The 20,725-nt window shown below is 71.8% G+C and carries 15 protein-coding genes, 1 pseudogene and 1 riboswitch; of the genes and pseudogenes, 9 read left to right on the top strand and 7 right to left on the bottom strand.

Annotation, left to right across the window (positions count from 1 at the left end):
- The first annotated feature begins 11 nt into the window (after positions 1–11).
- The 4 genes from QSK18_RS17470 (at position 12) to QSK18_RS35975 (ending at position 3,832) form a co-directional block, all read left to right on the top strand.
- Positions 12–704, top strand: a complete 693-nt coding sequence (locus QSK18_RS17470; RefSeq protein ID WP_285620448.1) for a helix-turn-helix domain-containing protein — start codon at positions 12–14, stop codon at positions 702–704.
- Between the two features lie 102 nt (positions 705–806).
- The gene (locus QSK18_RS17465) at positions 807–1,535 is read left to right on the top strand and encodes a FadR/GntR family transcriptional regulator (RefSeq protein WP_285620438.1); all 729 of its coding nucleotides are present in this window, start codon (positions 807–809) and stop codon (positions 1,533–1,535) included.
- A 132-nt stretch (positions 1,536–1,667) separates the two neighbouring features.
- A complete protein-coding gene (locus QSK18_RS17460) occupies positions 1,668–2,435 on the top strand; it encodes a dienelactone hydrolase family protein (protein ID WP_232812067.1) in 768 nt (255 codons plus the stop codon).
- Positions 2,432–3,832 carry a DnaJ domain-containing protein gene (locus QSK18_RS35975; protein ID WP_352396574.1) on the top strand — a complete coding sequence of 467 codons (1,401 nt, stop codon included), beginning with the start codon at positions 2,432–2,434 and terminating at the stop codon, positions 3,830–3,832. The genes QSK18_RS17460 and QSK18_RS35975 overlap by 4 nt, the downstream gene beginning before the upstream one ends.
- A gap of 25 nt (positions 3,833–3,857) precedes the next feature.
- On the opposite strand, the gene QSK18_RS17450 is transcribed toward QSK18_RS35975, so the two are convergent.
- The 5 genes from QSK18_RS17450 to pdhA form a co-directional block, all read right to left on the bottom strand.
- On the bottom strand, positions 3,858–5,666 hold the full coding sequence (locus QSK18_RS17450) for an ABC transporter permease subunit (RefSeq protein WP_285620418.1): 1,809 nt from the start codon (positions 5,664–5,666) through the stop codon (positions 3,858–3,860).
- Entirely contained in the window at positions 5,621–7,141 is a 1,521-nt protein-coding gene (locus tag QSK18_RS17445; protein WP_285620415.1) for an ABC transporter substrate-binding protein, read from the bottom strand. Before QSK18_RS17445 ends, QSK18_RS17450 begins: the two co-directional genes overlap by 46 nt.
- Before the next feature lie 28 nt (positions 7,142–7,169).
- A riboswitch (cobalamin riboswitch) is annotated at positions 7,170–7,391 on the bottom strand.
- Positions 7,392–7,508: 117 nt separating this feature from the next.
- A complete protein-coding gene (locus QSK18_RS17440) occupies positions 7,509–9,488 on the bottom strand; it encodes a dihydrolipoamide acetyltransferase family protein (RefSeq protein ID WP_232814184.1) in 1,980 nt (659 codons plus the stop codon).
- Positions 9,481–10,452, bottom strand: a complete 972-nt coding sequence (locus QSK18_RS17435; protein ID WP_502894208.1) for an alpha-ketoacid dehydrogenase subunit beta — start codon at positions 10,450–10,452, stop codon at positions 9,481–9,483. The genes QSK18_RS17440 and QSK18_RS17435 overlap by 8 nt, the downstream gene beginning before the upstream one ends.
- Before the next feature lie 56 nt (positions 10,453–10,508).
- Positions 10,509–11,678 (bottom strand): pyruvate dehydrogenase (acetyl-transferring) E1 component subunit alpha, encoded by a 1,170-nt coding sequence (gene pdhA / locus QSK18_RS17430; RefSeq protein WP_285620410.1) that lies wholly within the window; start codon positions 11,676–11,678, stop codon positions 10,509–10,511.
- A 253-nt stretch (positions 11,679–11,931) separates the two neighbouring features.
- On the opposite strand from pdhA, the gene QSK18_RS17425 reads away from it, so the two are divergent.
- The 3 genes and pseudogenes from QSK18_RS17425 to QSK18_RS35970 all read left to right on the top strand — a co-directional run.
- Positions 11,932–13,068 (top strand): sensor histidine kinase, encoded by a 1,137-nt coding sequence (locus tag QSK18_RS17425; protein ID WP_232814181.1) that lies wholly within the window; start codon positions 11,932–11,934, stop codon positions 13,066–13,068.
- A 169-nt stretch (positions 13,069–13,237) separates the two neighbouring features.
- Positions 13,238–13,987 carry a response regulator gene (locus QSK18_RS17420; protein ID WP_285620405.1) on the top strand — a complete coding sequence of 250 codons (750 nt, stop codon included), beginning with the start codon at positions 13,238–13,240 and terminating at the stop codon, positions 13,985–13,987.
- 94 nt (positions 13,988–14,081) lie between these two features.
- A pseudogene (locus tag QSK18_RS35970) lies at positions 14,082–14,957 on the top strand (glycosyltransferase family 87 protein); the annotation flags it as partial.
- 543 nt (positions 14,958–15,500) lie between these two features.
- Here QSK18_RS35970 and QSK18_RS17410 read toward each other — a convergent pair.
- Positions 15,501–16,427 carry a quinone oxidoreductase family protein gene (locus QSK18_RS17410; protein WP_232814177.1) on the bottom strand — a complete coding sequence of 309 codons (927 nt, stop codon included), beginning with the start codon at positions 16,425–16,427 and terminating at the stop codon, positions 15,501–15,503.
- Between the two features lie 332 nt (positions 16,428–16,759).
- On the opposite strand from QSK18_RS17410, the gene QSK18_RS17405 reads away from it, so the two are divergent.
- Positions 16,760–18,871 (top strand): methyl-accepting chemotaxis protein, encoded by a 2,112-nt coding sequence (locus QSK18_RS17405; protein WP_232814176.1) that lies wholly within the window; start codon positions 16,760–16,762, stop codon positions 18,869–18,871.
- A gap of 88 nt (positions 18,872–18,959) precedes the next feature.
- Complete coding sequence (locus QSK18_RS17400; RefSeq protein ID WP_285620394.1) at positions 18,960–19,160, top strand: hypothetical protein; 201 nt, start codon at positions 18,960–18,962, stop codon at positions 19,158–19,160.
- A 12-nt stretch (positions 19,161–19,172) separates the two neighbouring features.
- On the opposite strand, the gene QSK18_RS17395 is transcribed toward QSK18_RS17400, so the two are convergent.
- On the bottom strand, positions 19,173–20,696 hold the full coding sequence (locus QSK18_RS17395; RefSeq protein WP_285620392.1) for an MFS transporter: 1,524 nt from the start codon (positions 20,694–20,696) through the stop codon (positions 19,173–19,175).
- Between the last annotated feature and the right edge of the window lie 29 nt (positions 20,697–20,725).

Below are 20,725 nucleotides of genomic sequence, written 5' to 3'. Positions count from 1 at the left end.
GGGTGGCTGTCGTGTCTGATGTACCGCTGACCCGCGCCGGGCTGCCCTCTGCTGAGCCGGCGCCTGCTGCGCTGATCCGTAACGAGTCCGGGATCGCCCGTGACCGGGATCCTTCGGAGCCGCCGGAGGAGCTGGAGCTGGAGGCCGCGATCGCCCGCAACGTGCGCCGGTTGCGGCAGCAGATGGGGCTGACGGTGGCCGACATGGCGGTGCGGGTGGGCATCTCGAAGGCGATGATGTCGAAGATCGAGAACGCCCAGACCTCGTGCAGCCTGAGCACCCTGGCCATGCTGGCCCGGGGGCTGGACGTGCCGGTGACCTCGCTGCTGCGCGGGGCCGAGACCGAGCGCCCGGCCTCGTACGTGCAGGCCGGGCAAGGAACCCCGATCGTGCGGCACGGCTCACGGGCCGGGCACGAGTACCACCAGCTGGGGGCGCTGCGGGGCGAGCACAAGCGGCTGGAGTGTCTGCACGTGACGCTGACCAGCAAGAGCCAGGAGTACCCGCTGTTCCAGCACCCGGGCACCGAGTTCCTGTACATGCTCGAGGGCGAGATGGACTACGCGCACAGCCGGGCGGTCTACCGGCTGCGCCCGGGCGACTCGCTGGTCATCGACGGTGAGGGGGCGCACGGGCCGGTCGATCTGGTCGAGGTGCCGATCCGGTTCCTGTCGGTCATCGCGTTTCCCGACGCCTCGGTCTGACCCTCGCCTGCTCGCCGGTGCGGCGGTGCGGGATTGGGGTGGCTGGGCTGCGGTCGGTTGGGCACCGCGGTCGACTTGTCGGTCTTCGGTACGGTTGCCCGCATGTCCGCCCCCACCGGCCCGCGTCCGCTGGAGTACGAGCGTGTGGCCGGGGAACTGCGCCGGATGATCGTGGACGGGCACCTGCGGCCCGGCGACCGGCTGCCCGCCGAGGGGGAGCTGACTGCACGGATGGGGGTCAGCCGGGGAACTCTGCGCGAGGCCCTGCGGGTGCTCTCCGCCCAGAAGCTGCTGACCTCGGCGCGGGGCGTGAACGGCGGCACCTTCGTGGCCGAACCCTCGCCCGACGACGTGGTCGGCCACCTGGAGACCTCGCTGACCCTGCTCTCACGGGGCCGGGTCAGCGCCGGGCACCTGCTGGAGATGCGCTCGCAGCTGGAGGTTCCCGCGGCCGAACTGGCCGCGCGGCGGCGCACCGAGGACGACCTGCAGCAGTTGCAGCTCAGCGTCACCGGCCTGGCCGAGGCGAAGGACCCGCAGCGCCTGCACATGAACAGCAGCTTCCACCTGTTGCTGCTGCGGGCCTCGGGCAATCCGCTGCTGGAGATGATGGCCCGGCCGGTCTTCACCGTGCTGCGTGAGCGTTTCCACCGCGACGAGCCGGGCCCGGACTTCTGGGGCCGGGTGGCCTGCGAGCACGAGGAGATCCTGCAGCAGGTGCGCGAGGGCAACAGCCGGGGTGCCCGCCGGGCGATGCGTTCGCACCTGAGCGGACTGCGCGAGACGTACATCCGGATCGACGTGACCGGCTGGGTGACTGACGGGTGCTGAGTCGCCGGTCGAGGCCGGGCCAGTATTGTTGAGAAAGCAACCAAACGCCCGCCGGTGACCTGGGGGGCCGTCGGTGGCCACCGGCGTCCTCAAGGTCGTTGTCCGGCCCGTTCTCGAACAGGGAGTCCTGGAGTGACCGACTTTTCCCCCGTCCACGCCGAGCTCGTCGACCGCGTGCCGCTGGGACCGGACTCGCGGATCGAGGAGGAGGTGGTCAACTACGACCACGACGGCGCGCCGCTCGAGGGGTTCCTCGTGCACGACGCCGCCGTCCCCGGCCCGAAGCCCACGATCGTCCTCGTGCACGACTGGCACGGCCTCGGCGACTACCCCAAGGCCCGCGCCCACATGCTGGCCCGGCTCGGCTACCTGGTGTTCTGCGCCGACGTGTACGGCAAGGGCCGCCGGTTCGAGAAGCAGGAGGACTGCGAGGCCGAGGCGGGCAAGTACTACGGGGACCTGCCGCTGCTGCGCGCCCGGGTGGGTGCGGCGTACGACTGGGTGGTGCTGGACCCCCGCACCGACAACGCCCGTATCGCGGTGATCGGTTACTGCTTCGGGGGTAGCGCTGCTCTGGAGTTCGCCCGTACGGGAGCCCCGCTCGCGGCCACGGTCTCGTTCCACGGTGGGCTCATCTCGCACGAGCCGGCCGACGTCGACAAGATCACCGGCCCGTTGCTGATCCTGACCGGCGGTGCTGACCCGGTGGTGCCCGACGAGGCGGTGGTGAAGTTCCAGGAGGAGATGCGTACCCGCGAGGACCTGGACTGGACCATCACCACGTATGCCGGTGCGCCGCACGCCTTCACGCTGCCGGGGCTGCCGGTGTACCGGGAGAAGGCGGACCGGCGTAGCTGGCGGGCGATGCTCGACCTGTTCGGTGAGACGCTTGGCGGGTGATCTCAGCCCGCTTCCACGAGCTCGACGGCCGTAGCGCCTACCAGGTGCTGGGTGTGTTCGAGACGGCTGGGCGGGAGGAGGTCAACAAGGCCTACCGCCGGCGCATGCGCGAACTGCACCCGGACCTGGGCGGTGGCCAGGGCGACCCGCAGGAGGCGCAGCACGTCTCCATCGCCCATCGCTGGCTCACCCGCCATCGCAGCGAGTACGAGCGGTTCGTGTTCGACCGGCGCCGGGACGATCCGCAGTGGGGTCGGGTCCTGGCGCCGGTCGTGCCCGATTCTCCGCCCCGTACTTCTCCGGGGACGGGGTCGTTCCGGACGGTTGCCCAGGAACGGATGGCCGAGCGGGCGGCGGAGTGGGCTGAACGGCAGCAGCGGGACGGCCGGGGTAGCCGGGCTGGTTGGCAGGCGCCGCGGGTTGCGGCTCCGTGGGGTGAAACCGCCGAACCTACAGACGATCGGCGCGGCGACAGTGCGCGTTGGGCTGGGGGTCAGGCGCGTCAGCAGTGGGAACGTGACGGTGAGGGGCGTCGCGAGTGGGCGTCGGGGCCGCCTACTGCGGAACAGACTCTCCTGGAGGTCAGCCGAGCTGAGGTAGCGAGGCGGCGGGAACAGCGATTGCAGGCGGATGCCGCGCGGCGGGCTGCTTCGGCGGCCGGATCGGCGGGCTCGGAGGAGGCCTTTTCGCCTCCTGGGGCCGCGTCTGGATCGGCTGCTGCGCCTTCGGCGTCTGCATCTGCGGGCGATGAGGATGGGGCGTCTTCGGCGGGCGGCGCTCGGGCGACCTTTGCTTCGGGTGGCGTTGCGGGGGCGTCTGCGCCGGATAGCGCGGCTAGAGCTTCTGCGCCGGATAGCGCGGCGGGGGCCTTTTCGCCGGATAGCGCAGCAGGGGGCTTTCCGGCGGACGGCCCCTCGGGGGCTTTTTCGCGGGACGATGCGGCGGGCGCTTCGGCACGGGACGGCGCGGTGAGGGATTCTGCACCGGTCCGCGCGGCGGGGGCCTTTGCGTCGGGCAGCGCCGCGGGGGGCTTTGCAGCGGACACGTCTGGCCCGCCTGGTGCCTCGGCCGCGGCTGGCTCACCGCCTAATCCGGGCCCGGCTGCAGCTCCATTCCGGCCTATCTTCTCTTCCGCTGGCGCTGGGGGTCGGCCGAGTTCACGTCGGCGTCGGCGTATCCGCCTTCCCCGGCTGGGTCTTCCTCCCTTGCCGCGTCTCGGACTTCCCTCCGCACCCAGGCTGGGGCTGCCTACTCTGCCGCGTGTAGGTGTGCCGCGTCTCGGGGTTCGTGTGTTCCCGCAGCGGAGGCGCCGTGCCGGGATACGGGTGGAGTCTCTGGTGCTCGCCGTGCTCGTTCTGGTTCTCGGGCTGCTGGTGGCTGTGCGCATCCCGTTCTGATGCTTCGCTCTTCAGCGCTGGCGGGTCAGCGTTCGGGGCGGTCGGAACTGGTGAGGACGGCCAGGATCACGAGTACGCCGGCCGGGCCGATGACCAGCCAGGGGGCGCTGGAGAGGTATCCGACGCCGGCGGCGAGCATGGCGCCCAGTTCGGGGCGGTCGGGGTCGGCGCCGAGTCCCAGGAAGCTCAGGCCCGCGATGCCCAGGGCGGCCGCGGGCAGGCGGACCAGGGCGTGGCGCAGCAGGGGAGAAAGTACGGCGGGCAGGATGTGCACTCGCAGGAGACGCCATGGGGTGGCGCCGGCGAGGACGGCGGCGCTGATGTAACCCGCGGAGCGGGTTTCTGCGGTCAGGGTTCGGGCGTGCACGGCCAGGGGAACCCATGCGACCAGGAGCACCGCCAGGCACGCCCCGGCCAGGCCAGGACCCAGAGCGGCGGCCACCAGCAGACCGGCCAGGTTCGCGGGCACCGTGGCCAGTACGTCCAAGGCGCCCGGGGCAGAACCCGAGCGGGTCAGGCCCCCCACCGTTCCAACCAGCGCACCGATGAGCAGGGCCAGGGCGGAGATCCCGGCGGCCAGCGAGACGGTCAGCAGGGTGCCCTCGGCCAGCCGTCCCCACTGGTCGTGCCCCACGGCGTCGGCGCCGAAGGGGTGCGCCAGACTGGGAGAGGCCAGGCGCAACGACAGATCGGTCACGGTGCCGTCGCGGAAGAGGCCGCCCGCGATGGTGAGAACCAACAGAGTGAGCAGTGCGACGGCTGCCCAGCGCCGACGTCCATAGTTCCCTGACCCCAACTGGGCGGCTACCCCGATGGTGCGCTCCGCCTCGGGCACGGCGAGTGCCCGGTGCACTGCCGCAGCTACCGCCGCAGCGGCCAGCCCGACCATCACGAAACTGGCGAGCACTGCCTGAACGACGGGCAGGTCTTCGGCGAGGACGGCGTCGAGGGCGAGCGTGCCCGCGCCGGGGATGGAGAACACCTTCTCCACCGCGACCGACGAGCCCACGATCGACATGCCGACCACCACGATCTGCGGCGCTCCCATCGCGACCAGACGCCGCACCACAGCCCGCCGTAGGGGACGCCGGTCCAGCCCGCTCGCCCGCCAGCTGCGCACCCAGGGGTCAGACAGGGTCTGCTCTGCCGTGGCCGTGAGCATCCTGGCCAGCAGCCCGCCGGCGGGCAGTCCCAGAGCCAGACCCGGGAGAACCGCGCTCGCCGGGCCGTTCCAGCCGAAGACGGGCAGCACGTTCCAGGTGACGGCGAAAAGCAGGACCCCGCTGACGGCGAGCACTACTTCCGGCAGGGCTGCGAGTGCTGCCGGGACCGGGCCTGTGAGCAGCCGGGCTGTTCTGGACGGTCGTTGTTCCAGGGCAGGGGTCAGCAGAAGACCGGCGACCAGTACGGCGATCACCAAGGCAGTTCCGGCCAGCGTCAGGGAGGTGCTCAGCGCTGGGCGCACCAGGTCGTCGACGGGCTGACTGCTGACCCAGCTGGTGCCGAAGTCTCCCCGCAGGGCGTTGAGCAGCCAATTCAGGACACCGGAGAACGGGTTGGACGGCAGGTCAAGTTGCCGGCGCAGCGCCTCGACGGCCTGCGGGTCGTCGCCTCGGGCGGTGTAGCGCACCCGCAGCACGGTCTGGGCCGGGTCTTCGCCGCGCAGCCAGGGAAGTGCCGCGACGACGAGCAGAAGCAGCAGGAACGCCCCGACCGTACCGGGGGCCGCGCGGACGAATCGGCCCCCGGTACGCAGGTGACTGCCCAGGTTGCTGCCCAGGTTCGCGGTCAGTCGTCCAGCTCGGTCGCGGCGGTGATCACGGCGCGCTCCCACGGGTCGGCGGCCAGGCCGGTGAGGCCGTCGGCGACACCGAACTGGGTGCGGTCGTGGATCAGCGGGATGACGGCGACCTGGGAGAGCACCGTGTGCTCGGCGGCCACGGCGGCCTGGTTGCGGGTCTCGACGTCGGCCTGCCCGGCGGCCTCGGCGAGATCCTGGTCCAGGTCCTGGTCGCAGTACCGGCTGAGGTTGTAGCCGCCTTCACAGCCGAAGTCGGCCTGCAGGTAGCTGATCGGGTCGGCGGTGTCCTGGCCGTAGGAGCGGCTCATGATCACCGCGTCGTAGGTGCCCTTGAGGTAGTCGGACTCCATCTGGTTGTACTCCTGCACCACCGTCTTGACGTCGAAGCCGGCCTTGCGCCACTGGTCGGCCACGACGGTGGCGATCTCGGCCAGCTCCGGCCGGTCGGCGAAGGTGGCCAGGGTGATCTGCTTCGGGGTCTGGCTCGCGCCCCACGGCTCGGCCTGCGGGTAGGTGGGGGCCGGGCGGTTCTGCGCCCAGGTGGAAACCGTGGAGAACAGGCCCTGGGCCGGGTCGGCGGCCCCGGCGTAGATGGTGCCGGCCAGGTCGAGGCCCTCGATCGCCTCGCGGGCCAGTTCGCGCTTGCCGGGGTCGGAGAACACCGGGGAGCTCTGGATCAGGTGCACCGAGACGGTGCGGGGCAGCGGCACGGCCAGCACGTTCTCGGCCCCGACCGGCTCGAGCTGGTCGGCGGGCAGGGCCTGGGCCAGGTCGGTCTGCCCGGCCCGCAGCGCCGAGGCCCGTTGGTCGCCGTCGGCCACGAAGCTCAGTTCGATCCCGGCCAGCGCCGGCTCGCCGCCCCAGTAGGCCGGGTTCGCGCTCAGGTCGGCCGAGGTGGTGCCGTTCAGGGCGGTCATCGTGTACGGGCCGGTGCCCGTGCCGACCACCGAGGGCGAGGCCGGGTCGGCGTAGGCCTTCTCGGCCAGGATGGCCAGCTCGGGGGAGGTGAGGCGCTGGACGAGCACCGGGTCGGGGGTCTTGGTGACGATCCTCACCGCGTTCTCGCCGACGGCGCTCACGGTCAGCTCGGTGCCGGACAGGGCGCGGGGGGCGGGCTCGGCCTCGGCGGCGTTGGTCAGGGACGCAGCGACGGCCTCGGCGTTCATCGCGGTTCCGTCCTGGAACTTCACTCCGTCCCGCAGGGTGAGTTCCCAGGTGGCGGGGTCGGTCTGCTCCCAGCCGGTGGCCAGTGAGGCGGCCGGCGCACCGGAGGCGTCGAGCTTGACCAGCGTCTCCGTGGCGCCCACGCCGTAGCTGGTCACCGCGTCGTCGCTGTAGGGGCTGAGCGCGGCGACCGGAGTGAAGGCGTACGCGTAGCGCAGCGTCTTGCGTTCTCCCGAGCCGCTTGCGGCCTGGTCGTCGGAGCCACCGCCGCAGGCGGCCAGTGAAAGGACGATTGTCGCCCCGATCAGCGTCGTGATCGTCTTGGCAGAACGTGCAGGGTCCATGGAACGGACCGCCTCCAGCACCTCGTGGTTGCGAAACAGTGCCGTGGCCGGTCTCCTGGCTCTCGGGTCGAACGCTGCCGGTGCACCTTCCCAGGCCTGCGCGCCACCTCGACGAGCTCGTCGGGGCGTCGTGCCGGGCCCAGTGGCGCCCGATTCGGACTACGCGAACCGGCACCTTCCCGATCACAGTGGCGAGGGCCGCTCCGGTCCTGCACCGGAATTCCCGAGCACCACGGCCTCGTCAACCTAGATCACCGGTGGCGGTGGCGGCAAGGCGGGCCGAAATGCATGAATGCCTGTTCATCTCATCAGGTTTCGCCTCCGTCGGGGGTGGGCGGGCTGCGACGGCCGAGGGCCGGGCCGGGGTTCAGAGGTCGCCGAGGGCGGTGACCGGGTTCTCCACGCAGTCGGCGACGAACCGCAGCAGCCCACCCGCGGTGGCCCCGTCGCAGACCCGGTGGTCGAAGCTCAGCGTCAGCTGGGTGACCTTCCGCACGGCCAGTTGCCCCTCGAGCACCCACGGCCGGTCGACGATGCGCCCGATGCCCAGGATGGCGGCCTCGGGATGGTTGATGATCGCCGCGGCCCCGTCGGTGCCGAACACCCCGTAGTTGTTGACCGTGAACGTGCCGCCGGTCAGATCGGCCGGAGTGATCCGGCCGTCGCGGGCGGCCGCGGTCTTCTGCTGCAGGGCGGCGGCCAGCTCCCGAGTGGTGAGCCGGTCGGCGTGACGCACGACCGGCACCACCAGCCCCCGGTCGGTCTGGGCGGCGAAGCCCAGGTGGACGGCGTGATGACGGTGGATCTCGCCGTCCTCGACGGTGGCGTTGAGCTCGGGGAAGCGGCGCAGGCCGGCCACCACGAACCGGGCCAGCAGGGCGACGAGGCTGACCGGCTGGGCCGGGGACGCCCAGTGGGCCGGCGCCCCGCCTGACCGCTGGCTGCTGCCGGCGGCGTTGTGGGCGGAGCTGTTCAGGGCGCTGCGAGCGGCCAGGAACGGTGTGGCGTCGGCGTCGACCCAGATGGTGGCTTCGGGGATCTCACGGCGGGAACGGGAGAACTTCTCCGCAGCGAAACGACGGACGCCGGTGAGGGGCAGGCGGTCAAACCCGAGGACGTCGTCGGCCGGGTCTGCGGGCCCGCTCCTCAGTGCGCGCTGCGAGTCAGCAGCGGGCCGTGAGTGGGTGGTGGCCTGCGAGTCGGTAACGGGTCCAGCGTCGACAGTGGCTCGTGCGTCGGCAGTGGGGCGTGAATGTGCCGCGGACCGTGAATGTGCAGCAGGCTCGGCATATTCGGCGGGTGCACCCACGCCGCTGCGAACCCCCTGCTCGGAGAGGTCAGCGGACCGGCTGGTTGCCCGGGCGTCCGCACCACGTTCCTCGAGGGCACGACGGATGTCGGCGCGCATGATCAGGCCGTCCGGTCCGCTGCCGGTGACCAGTCGCAGGTCGAGCTGGGCCTCGCGAGCGATCCGGCGGGCCAGGGGCGAGATGACGCGCACAACAGTGCTGTTCGCATGTCCCGGCGCCGGCTCAGGTCGTGGCTCCTGCCCCGGCTCCAGTCGTCGCTCAGGCTTTCGCCCAGGCCGTTGCTCCGTGCCCGGCTGGTTGCCCGGTTCATTCAGGGTGGGCTCGAGCCGTCCGTCGAGGTCTGGTGTTCTCGTTCCGGGCGCGGCCCAGCCGGTCCGGATCGGCCTGCGGCGCCGGGTTCGGGCGGTAGCCGGCGTGCCGTAACCGATCAGCACGTTGCCGCTCGCCTCACCGGCGCCGGTGCCTCCGCCGACGCTTTCGCCGGTGCCTTCGCCAGGGTCTGTGCCGGTGCTTGTGGGCTGGGGCGGGGCGATCTCGATGCCGGGTTCGCGTAGTCCGCCCATCGAGCCGATCTCGGCTTCGCCGATCCTGTCGGCGTTGTCAGCCTCCCCGATCCTGTTGACCCCGGCGGCCTGGCCAGCCCTGTTGGCCTGCTCGGTCCCGGTGATCCCGCTGGCCCAGCCGATACTGCTGCCCTCGACAACGGTGCCGCCGCTGCTGCCGCTGCTGCCGTGGTCCCGGTGGTGAGCACCGCTGTCACCACCAGCCTCGGTGCCGGCTCTCCCCAGCGCCTCGTCGGCTCCCTTCTCGGCCACGCTGATGAGTGGTGCGCCGACGGGCAGCATCACCCCGGGTTCGGCGTGCAGCACCGTGACGGTGCCGGCGAACGGGACCGGTACCTCCACCGAGGCTTTCGCGGTCTCCACCTCCACCACCGGCTGGTCGATGGTGACCTCGTCGCCGACCTGCACCAGCCAGCCCACGATCTCCGCCTCGGTCAGGCCCTCGCCCAGGTCGGGCAGCAGGAAGTCAGGCATTCTCGTCCTCCCACTGCAGGCGGCTCACGGCGTCGAGGATCCGGTCGGGGCTGGGCAGGTGGTGGGCCTCCAGTTTGGGTGGCGGGTAGGGGATGTCGAATCCGGTGACGCGCAGGATCGGTGCGGCCAGGTGGTGGAAGCACTGCTCGGTGAGGCGGGCGGCGACCTCGGCGCCGTAGCCGCAGAAGCCTCCGGCCTCGTGCACGACGACGGCGCGGCCGGTGCGGCGCACGCTGGCGGTGACGGTCTCGTCGTCGAACGGGTTCAGGCTGCGCAGGTCGACGACTTCCAGGTCGTAGCCCTCCTCGGCGCCTGCCGTGGCGGCCTCCAGCGCGGTGGCCACGGTGCCGCCGTAGGTGATGACCGTGACGTCCCGGCCCGGCCGCACGATCTGGGCCTGCCCGATCGAGGGGCCGTCGGTGGTGAGCTCGGTGGTCTCCTTGGCCCAGTAGCGGCGTTTGGGTTCGAGGAAGATCACCGGGTCGGGGCAGTCGATGGCCTGGCGGAGCAACCGGTAGCCGTCGCCGGGGGTGGAGCAGGTGACCACGCGCAGGCCGGCGGTGTGGGTGTAGTAGACCTCGGAGGAGTCGCAGTGGTGTTCGACCCCACCGATGCCACCGCCGTAGGGGATCCTGACCACCATGGGCAGGGCCACTCGTCCTCTGGTTCGGTTGTGCATCTTGGCGAGGTGGCTGGTGATCTGCTCGAACGCGGGGTAGGCGAAGGCGTCGAACTGCATCTCGACCACGGGACGCAGGCCGTTCATGGCCATGCCGATGGCGGTGCCCACGATGCCGGACTCGGCCAGCGGCGTGTCCCACACCCGGGTGTCGCCGAAACGCGCGGCCAGGCCGTCGGTGACCCGGAACACGCCGCCCAGCGGCCCCACGTCCTCACCGAGGACCACCACGCGCTCGTCCTCGGCCAGGGCGTCGCCCAGCGCGCGGTTCAGGGCCCCGGCCAGGGAGAAGGACTGTGCCGCGGCACTTTCGACGGCCTTGACGGGCTGCACGGTGGTACTCACGCGGTGGCCTCCTCGTCGCGCTGGAGTTCGTCCTGCAGATCGGCCCGCTGCCGGGCGAGGGAAGCCGGTGGGTCGGCGTAGACGTGCTCGAACAGGGCGCCCGGTTCGGGTGCGACGCCGCCGGTGCTGCGGGCTCGCACGCTTGCGGCCACCTCTTCTGCTTCGGCGGAGATCTGCACCAGGTCGAGCGGGTGCCCCTGGTGCTCGAGGAACAGTTCGAGGCGGCGCAGGGGGTCGCGTTCCAGCCAGTAGGCGACCTCGTCGTCGTGCCGGTAGCGGGTGGCGTCGTCGGCGTTGGTGTGGGCCTCGACGCGGTAGGTGCGGGCCTCGATCAGGACCGGGCCTCCGCCCGCGGCGGCGTGCTCGACGGCCTGCCGCACGGCTGCGTACACGGCCGCCACGTCGTTGCCGTCGACGAGGTGGGAGGGGATGCCGTAGCCGATGCCCTTGTGGGCGAGGGAGGGGGCCGCAGTCTGCTTGGCCAGGGGGACGCTGATGGCGTAGCCGTTGTTCTGGACCAGGAACACCACCGGGGCCTTCCAGACCGCGGCGAAGTTCAGGGCCTCGTGGGTGTCTCCCTCACTGGTGGCGCCGTCGCCGAGCAGGACCAGGGCGACCGTGTCCTGCCCGCGTAGCCGGGCGGCATGGGCCAGCCCCACCGCGTGCAGGGTGTTCGTGGCCAGCGGGGTGCACTGCGGTGCCACCTGGTGCTCGTACGGGTCGTAGCCGCAGTGCCAGTCCCCGCGGAAGCTGACGAGGACCTCGTGCGGGTCGACTCCGCGCGTGAAGACGGCCACCGAGTCGCGGTAGGTGGGAAACAGCCAGTCCTGAGCGCGCAGTGCCAGCGCGGCGCCCACCTGGCAGGCCTCCTGCCCGCGGGAGGACGGGTAGACCGCCAGCCGCCCCTGTCTGGTGAGGGCCGTGATCTGGGCATCGAGACGGCGGCCGACGGCCATCGCCCGGTAGAGGCGGGCCAGGGTCGCGTGATCGGGCCGGGAGAGGGCGGTCTCGGCGCAGGCAGCCCCCGACGGGTCGATGAGCTGCACGGGAGCCGGGGCAGGCAGCAGGCCGGGACGGGCGTCGGTGGGCGCTGGCGTGGGGCCGGGCCGGTCATCCTCCTCGTGCCCGCTGGGCCCGTCGTGCCGGGACTGCTGCGTACTGCTCATCAGGCTCCACCTTCGACGTTGAAGACGCGAAAACCCCTGCCGTGCGGTGACCAGTCAAGGTGGTCGGGGGTGAGGCGTCAATGCTTACGGACGGCGACTTGCCCGGAATGCCCGTCGCACCTGTTGAGACACGTGCGGGTGGGCCGGAGGTTGAGGCGTGGTCCAAACTTTCTTCTCCGGACGGGGGTTGTGGCCTGTGGGCGTACGCCTGCGGGCCGATGTGTGTGGGGGCGGTTCTGGCTACCTTGACCGGGTGGACACCTTGACGGCTCGGCCCGGGCGAGGGGCGACCAGCCGGCGCTGGGCGGGGCGCATCCTGCGGGGCGCCGGGCTCCTGGCCGTGTTCGTGGTGGTGGTGGGTTCGTTCGGGCCGAACGCGATGGTCACCACGGTGCTGCTGCTGGGGTCGGCGCTGTACCTGCAGTTCAGCCGGCCGGTGACCTGCTGGGCGGTCACGGTGGCCATGGCACCGCTGCTGGCCACCTGGTACTCCCACGACGAGGGGGTCACCCTCCTGTCCCTGGCCTCGATCAACGTGGCCGTCGCCGTCCTGGCCTGGCGCCGTACCTGGCGGGTCTCGCTGCCGGCGCTGCTGGTGTCGGCGGTGGTGCAGGGGCTGCTGTTCGCCTGGCAGATGAACGGCATCGACCTGGCCCAGGCCGCGCCGGTGGTCCTCCTGGTCCTGCTGGTCGTCTGGCTGGTGGCCAACTCGGCCGGCGACGCCCGGCGTCGCGCCGTCGCGGCCCGGCTGCGGGAGACCGAGCTTGCCATCGAGGCCGAGCGGCTGCGGATCGCCCGGGAGATGCACGACCTGATCGCGCACAGCCTGGGGGCGATCGCCTTCCAGGCGGGCATGGGCAGCCGGGTCATCGAGACCCAGCCCGCCGAGGCCCGCAACGCTCTCAGCGCGATCGAGGGCCTCAGCCGGCAGACCCTCGCCGAGCTGCGGCGTACGCTCGCGGCCCTGCGCCGGGCCGATCCGGAAGGTGCGCCGATGGCCCCCGCGCCCGGGTTGGGCGACCTCGGGCGGCTGGTCGGCACCGCGCGGGAGGCCGGGGTGGCCGTCGAGGTGGAGCGGCTGGGCGCGGTCCGGGACCTGCCGGGCGACCTGGAGCTGTCGGCGTTCCGGATCGTGCAGGAGTCGGTGACCAACGTGATCCGCCACGCCGCTACCCCACGGTGCCTGGTGCGTCTCGACTTCACGGCCGAGGAACTCGCGATCGAGGTGCTCGACGAGGGCCGTGGCAGCGCCGAGGCGGGCGGTGCCGGGTACGGCCTGGTCGGCATGCGCGAGAGGGCGGTGCTGCTGGGCGGGCAGTTCAGCGCGGCACCGCGGGCCGAGGGCGGCTTCCGGGTCTCCGCCCGCCTGCCCATCCCCGCGAGCGGCTGAACCGCCCCGCCTGCGGTGGGGTGAGTTCTCGGCCGGCTCGAACCTGCTCGACCGGCTGGACTGGCTGGACTGGCTGGACTGGCTGGACTGGCTGGACTGGTTTGTCGCGCGGGTGTGCTGCCGATGGTGGCTCTCGGTACGGGGGCTGCGGCGGTGCGAGGATGAGCCGGTGAGTGTGACCGTGGTGCTGGCGGACGATCAGCCGCTGATCCGGGCCGGGCTTCGCGTGCTGCTGGCCGAGACCGACGACCTGAAGCTGGTGGGCGAGGCCGGTGACGGTCTTCAGGCCGTCGAGCTGACCGAGAGCCTGCGGCCCGACGTGGTGGTGATGGATCTGCGCATGCCGCGGCTGGACGGCATCGGGGCGACCCGGCTGATCGCCGAGCGGCATCCCGCCACCCGGGTCCTGGTGCTGACCACGTTCGACGACGACGAGTACCTGTACGGGGCGCTGCAGGCCGGGGCCAGCGGATTCCTGGTGAAGGACGTGGCGCTGGACGACATGCTGGCCGCGATCCGGGTGGTCGCGGCGGGAGACGCGCTCATCGCGCCGAGCCTGACCAGGCGGCTGGTCGACGACCTCATCGGGCGTGGCCCGGCCCCGGCCGAGGGGGAACGACGGGCCGGTCGCGGGCGCTGGGCCGGTGCTGGCGCGGGCCGGAGGCCGGACCCCGACCCGGGTGACGGGCCGGTGCAGCCCGCGGCCGCGTCCCTGAGCGCCGTCACCGAGCGCGAGAAGGAGGTCCTGACCCTGGTCGGCAGCGGCCTGTCGAACGCCGAGATCGCGACCCGGCTGGTGATCAGCCCGGCCACCGCCAAGGCGCACGTGGCCCGCCTGCTGACCAAGCTCGATGCCCGCGACCGGGTGCAGCTGGTCATCCTCGCCTACGAGTTCGGGCTGGTGGCCCCCGGGCGCTGAGCGGGTCCCCGGTCGTCGGGTGGCCCGCAGGCGTACTCCTGTGGGATGCCGGTGGGGATGCCGGTGACGCCTGCGGGATGCAGTCCGTGGGCCGATGTGCCGGTGGGGGCGCTGGGGCCAGCCTGTGGGCATGGCGAAAAGCAGGCTCTGGCAAGGAATCCTGGGCACACTCGACCGAGTCGGCCCGGGCCGGGTACTGGGTTTTCAGGTGCTCGCGGTGGTGGTCTTCAGCCTGCTGTGGAACCCGCTCGACTTCTTCATCTACCGGCTCGGCGGGCAGGCCGTCGGTTCCGGCAGTGAGCTGTACCTGCAGCGTCAGGCCGGGTTGTTCTTCACCTACACGCCCTTCGCGGCCGCGGCCTTCGGGCCTCTGTCGTGGCTTGCGCTGGTGCCGGCCCGGCTGCTGTGGGAGTTGGCCTCGGTCGCCGCCTTCGCGTGGGCCTGCCGCGAGATGCTGCTGCTGGCCCGGATCCGGTTGTCCCGCAGAGCGTTCGGCTGGTGTGTGGCGGGTGGTCTGCTGCTGGAGCCGGTCTGGCACACGCTGTTCCTCGGCCAGATCAATCTGTTCCTGCTCGCGCTGGTGCTTTTCGATGTGCGCCGGGCCGCCGAGGGCCGGGGGCGAGGAGTGGGCGTGGGCCTGGGGGTCGCGATGGCGATCAAGCTGACGCCGGGGGTGTTCGTGGTTCTTCTGCTGCTGGCCGGCCGGGTGCGCGCGGCGTGCGTGGCTGGGCTGACCTTCCTGGTCTGCACTCTCGCAGGAGTTCTGGCTGATCCGGAGGCGTCGTGGCTGTACTGGCGGGAGGTGTTCTACGACTCCTCGCGGGTGGGTGTTCCCTATATCAGCAACCAGTCTCCGTTCGGGGCGGTGGTGCGGCTGGCCGGGGGCCGGGAGAACGTCGGTGACTGGTTCCTGCTGGTGCCGCTCCTGTTCCTGGCGGGTGGGCTGGCGCTCGCGATCCGTTATGCCCGCCGGGGTGACTGGGCCGCTGCCTTCGCCGCGGCGGGCCTGACCAGCTTGATGGTCTCGCCGGTCTCGTGGAGCCATCACTGGGTGTGGGCGCTGCCGGCCCTGGTCGTGCTGGTCAGGGACGGACGGGTGTGGGCGGCCCGCGGGGTGGGTGCGGTCCTGGTGCTGTCGCCGATGTGGTGGCTGCCACGTGACCTCGGGCCGATCCCGCTCGTGCCGGTCACGAACGCGTACCTGGTGATCGGCCTGGCAATGCTGGCCTGGCTGACGGTCCGGGCTCTTCCCGTCCGGGACCGCCCGGCCCCGACTGGAGGCGTCCGAGCCCCCGGCGGCCCAGGCTCGGCCCGGGCCGGCGCCGACCGCATCCACCCGCAGGCCACCGGGCTCAGTGCTGCCCCAGCCGGAACCGTCCCAGCGGCATCCGTTGCCGCCGGGGCGGCCTCAGTGGGATCCGTTGCAGCTGAAGCCGTCTCAGCAAGGGCGCTCCGAGCGGCCCGTTCCCTCTCGGGCCGGGCCTGCCCAACGGACCCTGGTCGCCGGGTCGGCCTAGACGGTCAGGGCGAGCTTGCCGGTACCGTGCCCGCCGATCAGCGCCTCGACGGCGGCCGGTGCCTCGTCCAGGGCGAAGGTGCGCCCGACCGGGACCTTGAGGTCACCGGCGGCGGCCAGTTCGAGCAGGGGCCGGCGGGCCCGGTTGCGGAAGTCCCGGCTTTCCGGGGTGGTGCCGCCCACGGCGAGGAAGCCGTCGCGGCGGGCCCGGGCGAAGTTGGCGATCGTGACGATCCGCCGCCGGTCCGGGACCAGGTCCAGCGACACGTCCGCGGCCTCGTCGGTCCCGGCGGTGTCCAGCGCCGCGACGTAGCGCTGGGGTGCGACCTCGCGCAGACGTTCGGCCAGCCCGTCGCCGTAGCGCACGGGGATCGCGCCGAACGAGCGCACCAGGTCGAAGTTGCGCTCGGAGGCCGTTCCCACCACTCGGGCGCCGAGCAGCCGGGCCTGCTGCAGCAGGCTCACACCGACCGCGCCGGAGGCTCCGTGGACGACGATGGTGTCGCCTGAGATCACGCCGGTCACCTGCAGCATGTCCGCTGCCGTGACCCCGGTCAGCAGAAGGTTCGCCGCTTCGGGAAAGCTCATCCCGGCCGGCTTACGGAACACGTCGCCGGCCGGCACCGTGATGCGGCTGCTGTACCCGCCGCGCACCTGGTACGCCAGCACCTCGTCGCCGACCGCGAACCCCGCGCCTTCGCCGACGGCGTCCACCACTCCGGCCACCTCCAGGCCGATCACCTTGGGCAGCACCGCCGGATCCTTGCCCGCGCCTGCGGCGAAGCCCTTGACGTCCGCCGGGTTCATCCCGGCCGCCCGCACCGCGATCCGCACCTCGCCGGGTCCTGGGGCGGGCGCTTCGAACTGCTGCAGTTCCAGTACCTCAGGCCCACCGAAGGCAACAGCCACCCAGCGACGATCCACGACAACCCCTTGTTACTCGGAACTCGGACACTCCTGCGACTACGCACCTGATCCTGCCGGGCCGGGCGCCGGGCGGGCACGACGACACGGCCGTGACCGGTCGGGCGGCAGGGAGGCCGGCCGGGGCGGGCGTGGCCGGTTGCGGGCCGATGCCGGGCAACCCCACGTGTTCGGGGAACGCCGCAAATGTCCACCAAACCGGGCGTTCGGACGTCCATACGTAGCTGCCCGTAGCCGCGCTAGGGCCATTTGGGGGTTTATCCGCCCAGATTCTTGTTTCAGTCCCGTGGGAGTGCGGTCGATGGAGTGGCGTGAGAAGACTGTCGCGGACCGTGTCCTTGCGGACCACCCTGCTGCTCCTGGGCGTCGGGAGCATCGTTCTGACCTCTGTCGTGCTGGGGGGTGTGGCGGCCTGGCAGAGCCGTGTCTTCAGCGACAAGGCCGACGAGACGATCGCCGGGCAGCGGGACAACGAGCTCGACAGCCTGGCGTCCCAGGTCTACCAGCTGGTGTCGAACGCCGGGGCGGCCACGCAGGAGAGCGTGAACCGGGCCAACACGGTGCTGCTGGCCGACCTCGCCGAGAAGGGCGGTCTGCAGCTCGGCGGCCCCTCGGTCACCTGGAACGCGGTGAACCAGGTGACGCAGAAGGCCCGGAGCGTGAGCCTGCCCCGGGTCAGTGTGGACGGCACCTGGCTGGGCCAGAACCGCAACGTGAAGCGGGCCACCCCGACCGTGGACTCGATGGCCGCCAAGGTCGGTGGCGCCGTCACGATCTTCCAGCGGATGAACGCCGACGGCGACCTGCTGCGGGTGGCCACGAACGTCCCGAACGCCGACGGTCAGCGGGCCATCGGCACCTACATCCCCTCGGTCGGTGCCGACGGCGCCCCGAACGCGGTGGTGGCCGCGATCAAGGCGGGCAAGCCCTACCGGGGTGTGGCCCAGGTGGTGGGCACCTGGTACGTCACGGCCTACGACCCGCTCAAGAACGCCGACGGCGACGTGGTCGGCGCCGTCTTCTTCGGGGTCCCGCAGGCCGACGCGATCAAGGAACTCACCGAGAGCATCGCCGCGACCAAGATCGGTCAGCACGGTGGTATCTCGATCTACAGCAATGGCGCCGCCGACCGTGGCCGGATCATCGCCTCGGGGCTGCCGGCCCCGGCGGGCGACCAGCCGCTGGAGGCGGTGGACGCCGACGGCAAGCCGTACGTGCAGCAGATCGTCGATGCCGCCGCCGACCTGGGCGAGGGCGAGTCGTGGTCGGGTGATTTCCGCCTACCGGGTACCGACAACGTTCCGGCGGCCGACAGCACGATGCGGGTCATGTACTACGCCCCGTACACCTGGGCCATCGCCGTGCAGACCTACAACCCCGACTACGCCGCGGCCGCGCAGGCTCTGAGCGACGGCCGTACGAGCATGCTGACCATCTTCGTCATCGCCGCGGTGCTGCTGGCGGTGGTCGGTGGCGGTCTGGCCTGGTACTGGGCCCGGCGCACGGCCAACCGGCTCTCGACGCTCACCGGGGCCCTGGACAAGGTGGCCCATCGTGACCTGAACGTGCAGGTCACGGAGGGCACGGACGAGATCGGCCAGATGAGTGCGGCGCTGAACACGGCGGTGGGGGAGATCCGCTCGCTGCTGGCCGACATGGCCACCACCGCCACCGGTGTGGCCCGGGCGGCCGGTCAGGTCTCGAGCGTGGGTGACGAGGTCTCGGGGGCGGCGGACGCGGTGGCGGCGCGCACCGGGCACGTGTCGTCCGAGGCCGACGAGATGTCCCGCACCATGCTGACGATGGAGGCCGGGGCGACCGAGATGTCCGCGGCGATCGGTGAGATCGCCCGCAACGCCACCCAGGCGGCGTCCGTGGCCCAGGAGACCGTGCAGCGCACCGAGCAGGCCCGTACGGTGATCGACCGGCTGGGTAACTCCAGCGCGCAGATCGTCGACGTGATCGAGGTGATCAACGCGATCGCCGGGCAGACGAACCTGCTGGCGCTGAACGCCACGATCGAGGCGGCCCGGGCCGGTGAGGTCGGCAAGGGCTTCGCGGTGGTGGCCAACGAGGTGAAGGAGCTGGCCCGGCAGACCGCCGAGGCCACGGTCGACGTCACCTCGCGGGTGAACGCGATCAAGGCGGACACCGACGATGCGGTGGCGGCGATCACGGCCATCGGGGAGGCGATCGAGCGGGTCAGCGGCTACCAGGACGCCATCGCCGGCGCGGTGGAGGAGCAGAGCGCGGTGACCGCCGAGATGAGCCGCAGCGTGCAGATCGTGACCTCGGGAGGGTCGCAGATCACGGTCGGCATCAACGAGGTCAAGGACACGGTGGCCAGCACGCTGCAGGCCGTCGGCAGTTCCCGTGACGCGGCCCGGACTCTGGACGAGAACGCCAAGGAGCTGACCCGCCTGGTGGACCGCTTCGCGCGCTGAGCACGACCTTTGACGACGGTGGCCGTGGGCATCCCACGGCCACCGTCGTCTGTTGATAACAGGCTAAGAGCCGCAAAAAACTAGTGTCGTGAAGAGCGTCCGGTCCGATGCGGCCGTGTCCTGGTCGGGGACGCTTCTCGTGGCCGACGAGGTGCGGGTCGTCGGCGACAACCCTGGCCACCAGTCACTGCTGGCCCACTTTCCCGACAGCCGCATCGATCTGGTGGTGCTGTCCAACGATGAACAGCCCGGGATCGACGCTGCTGTCGCATGCGCGCCTGGGCCCTGAGCGACCAGCGACCTAGGCCGGTTCGGACTGGGCCGTCGGGCCCACGGTCGGCTCCGGCTCCTCGGCGGTGGGGCCCTTGCGCAGCAGGGCGAACGCGATGGCCGCTCCAACGATCCCGACCAGCCCGGCGACCAGGAAGGCGCCGTGCAGGCCGCTGGCGAAGGCTTCGTGGATCGCCTGCTCGACCTGGGCCTGCTGCCCGGCCGGTACGGCCTGGATCACGGTGTGGGTCTGTCCTCCGGACACCGCGGAGGCTACGTCCGAGGCGGCAGGCACCTTGTTGTCGGCCAGGGTGTCGGCGGCCAGGGAGGTGAAGACCGAGCCCAGGATGGCCACGCCGAAGGCGGTGCCGAGCTGACGGGAGGTGTTGAGCACGCCCGAGGCCATCCCGCTGCGCTGCAGGGGCACGGAGGAGAGCGCCGCGGAGGTCAGGGGTGGGGCGGCGAGGCCGACGCCCAGGCCGACCACGAGCAGGCCGGGCAGCAGGGCGGTCCAGGAGCTGCCGGGTTGCACCAGCAGCATGAGCAGGCTGCCGCAGCCGATCAGGAAGAGTCCGGCGCCGATCGGCCGGGCCACCGGGACGTGGTGCAGGCGGCTGCTGAGGCCGCCGGAGACGGCGAACGACACCAGGGACAGGGGCAGCAGGGCCAGGCCGGCGGTCAGGGGGCTGAGGTCGACGACGGACTGCAGCCAGATCGAGATCAGGACGCTGGAGCCGAACGCGGCGCACGAGAGGACGGCGGCGGCCAGGACGGCTCCGGCGAAGACGGGCCGGGCGAGCAGGCCCAGGTCGATCAGGGGGTTCTCGCTGCGGCGCTGCAGCACCACGAACAGGGCCAGGGCCAGGAGGCCGCCGAGCGCGGTGAGGACGGGGACGCGGGCGGTCCACCCCTGCTCGCCGGCCTCGATGATGGCGTAGGTGACCAGGGCGGCCGCGGCGGTGAAGGTGAGCATGCCGGGTACGTCGAGCCGGACCCGGCGGCGGGCGGTCTCGGTGAAGACCATGAGGGTCAGGACCACTGCGAGGACCGAGACCGGCAGGTTGACCCAGAACGCCCAGCGCCAGGAGAGCAGGTCGGTCAGGATGCCGCCGATGACCAGCCCGGCTCCGGCTCCGGCGCCGCTGACCGCGCCCCACAGGCCGAAGGCGGTGGCGCGGTCGCGGCCTTCGTAGGAGACGTTGATCAGGGCGACGGTGGTGGCGAACATGGCGGCGCCGCCGATGCCCTGGACGGCGCGGCCGGCGATCAGGGTGTCGACGTCCTGGGCCAGGCCGCAGGCCACCGAGGCGGCGGCGAAGATGGTCAGGCCGGCGACGTAGACGCGCCGCCGGCCGATCGCGTCGGCCAGTCCGCCGGCGCCGAGCAGCAGCGCGGCGAGGCTGAGTGCGTAGCTGTCGATCACCCACTGGACGTGGCTGAAGTCGGCCTGCAGGTCGCTGGTGATGTCGGGCAGGGCGACGTTGACGATGGTGATGTCGATGAGCAGCATGAAGGTGCCCATGCAGACCGCCAGCAGCGGTGTCCACTTACGCATCCGGGCAGCATCGACCCTTCTTCGGTGCG

Origin of the sequence: Kineosporia sp. NBRC 101677, assembly GCF_030269265.1 — a bacterium.
GTDB lineage: Bacteria > Actinomycetota > Actinomycetes > Actinomycetales > Kineosporiaceae > Kineosporia > Kineosporia rhizophila.
Note: the sequence above shows the minus strand (reverse complement) of the source record. Positions and strands in the feature narration are given on the sequence as shown.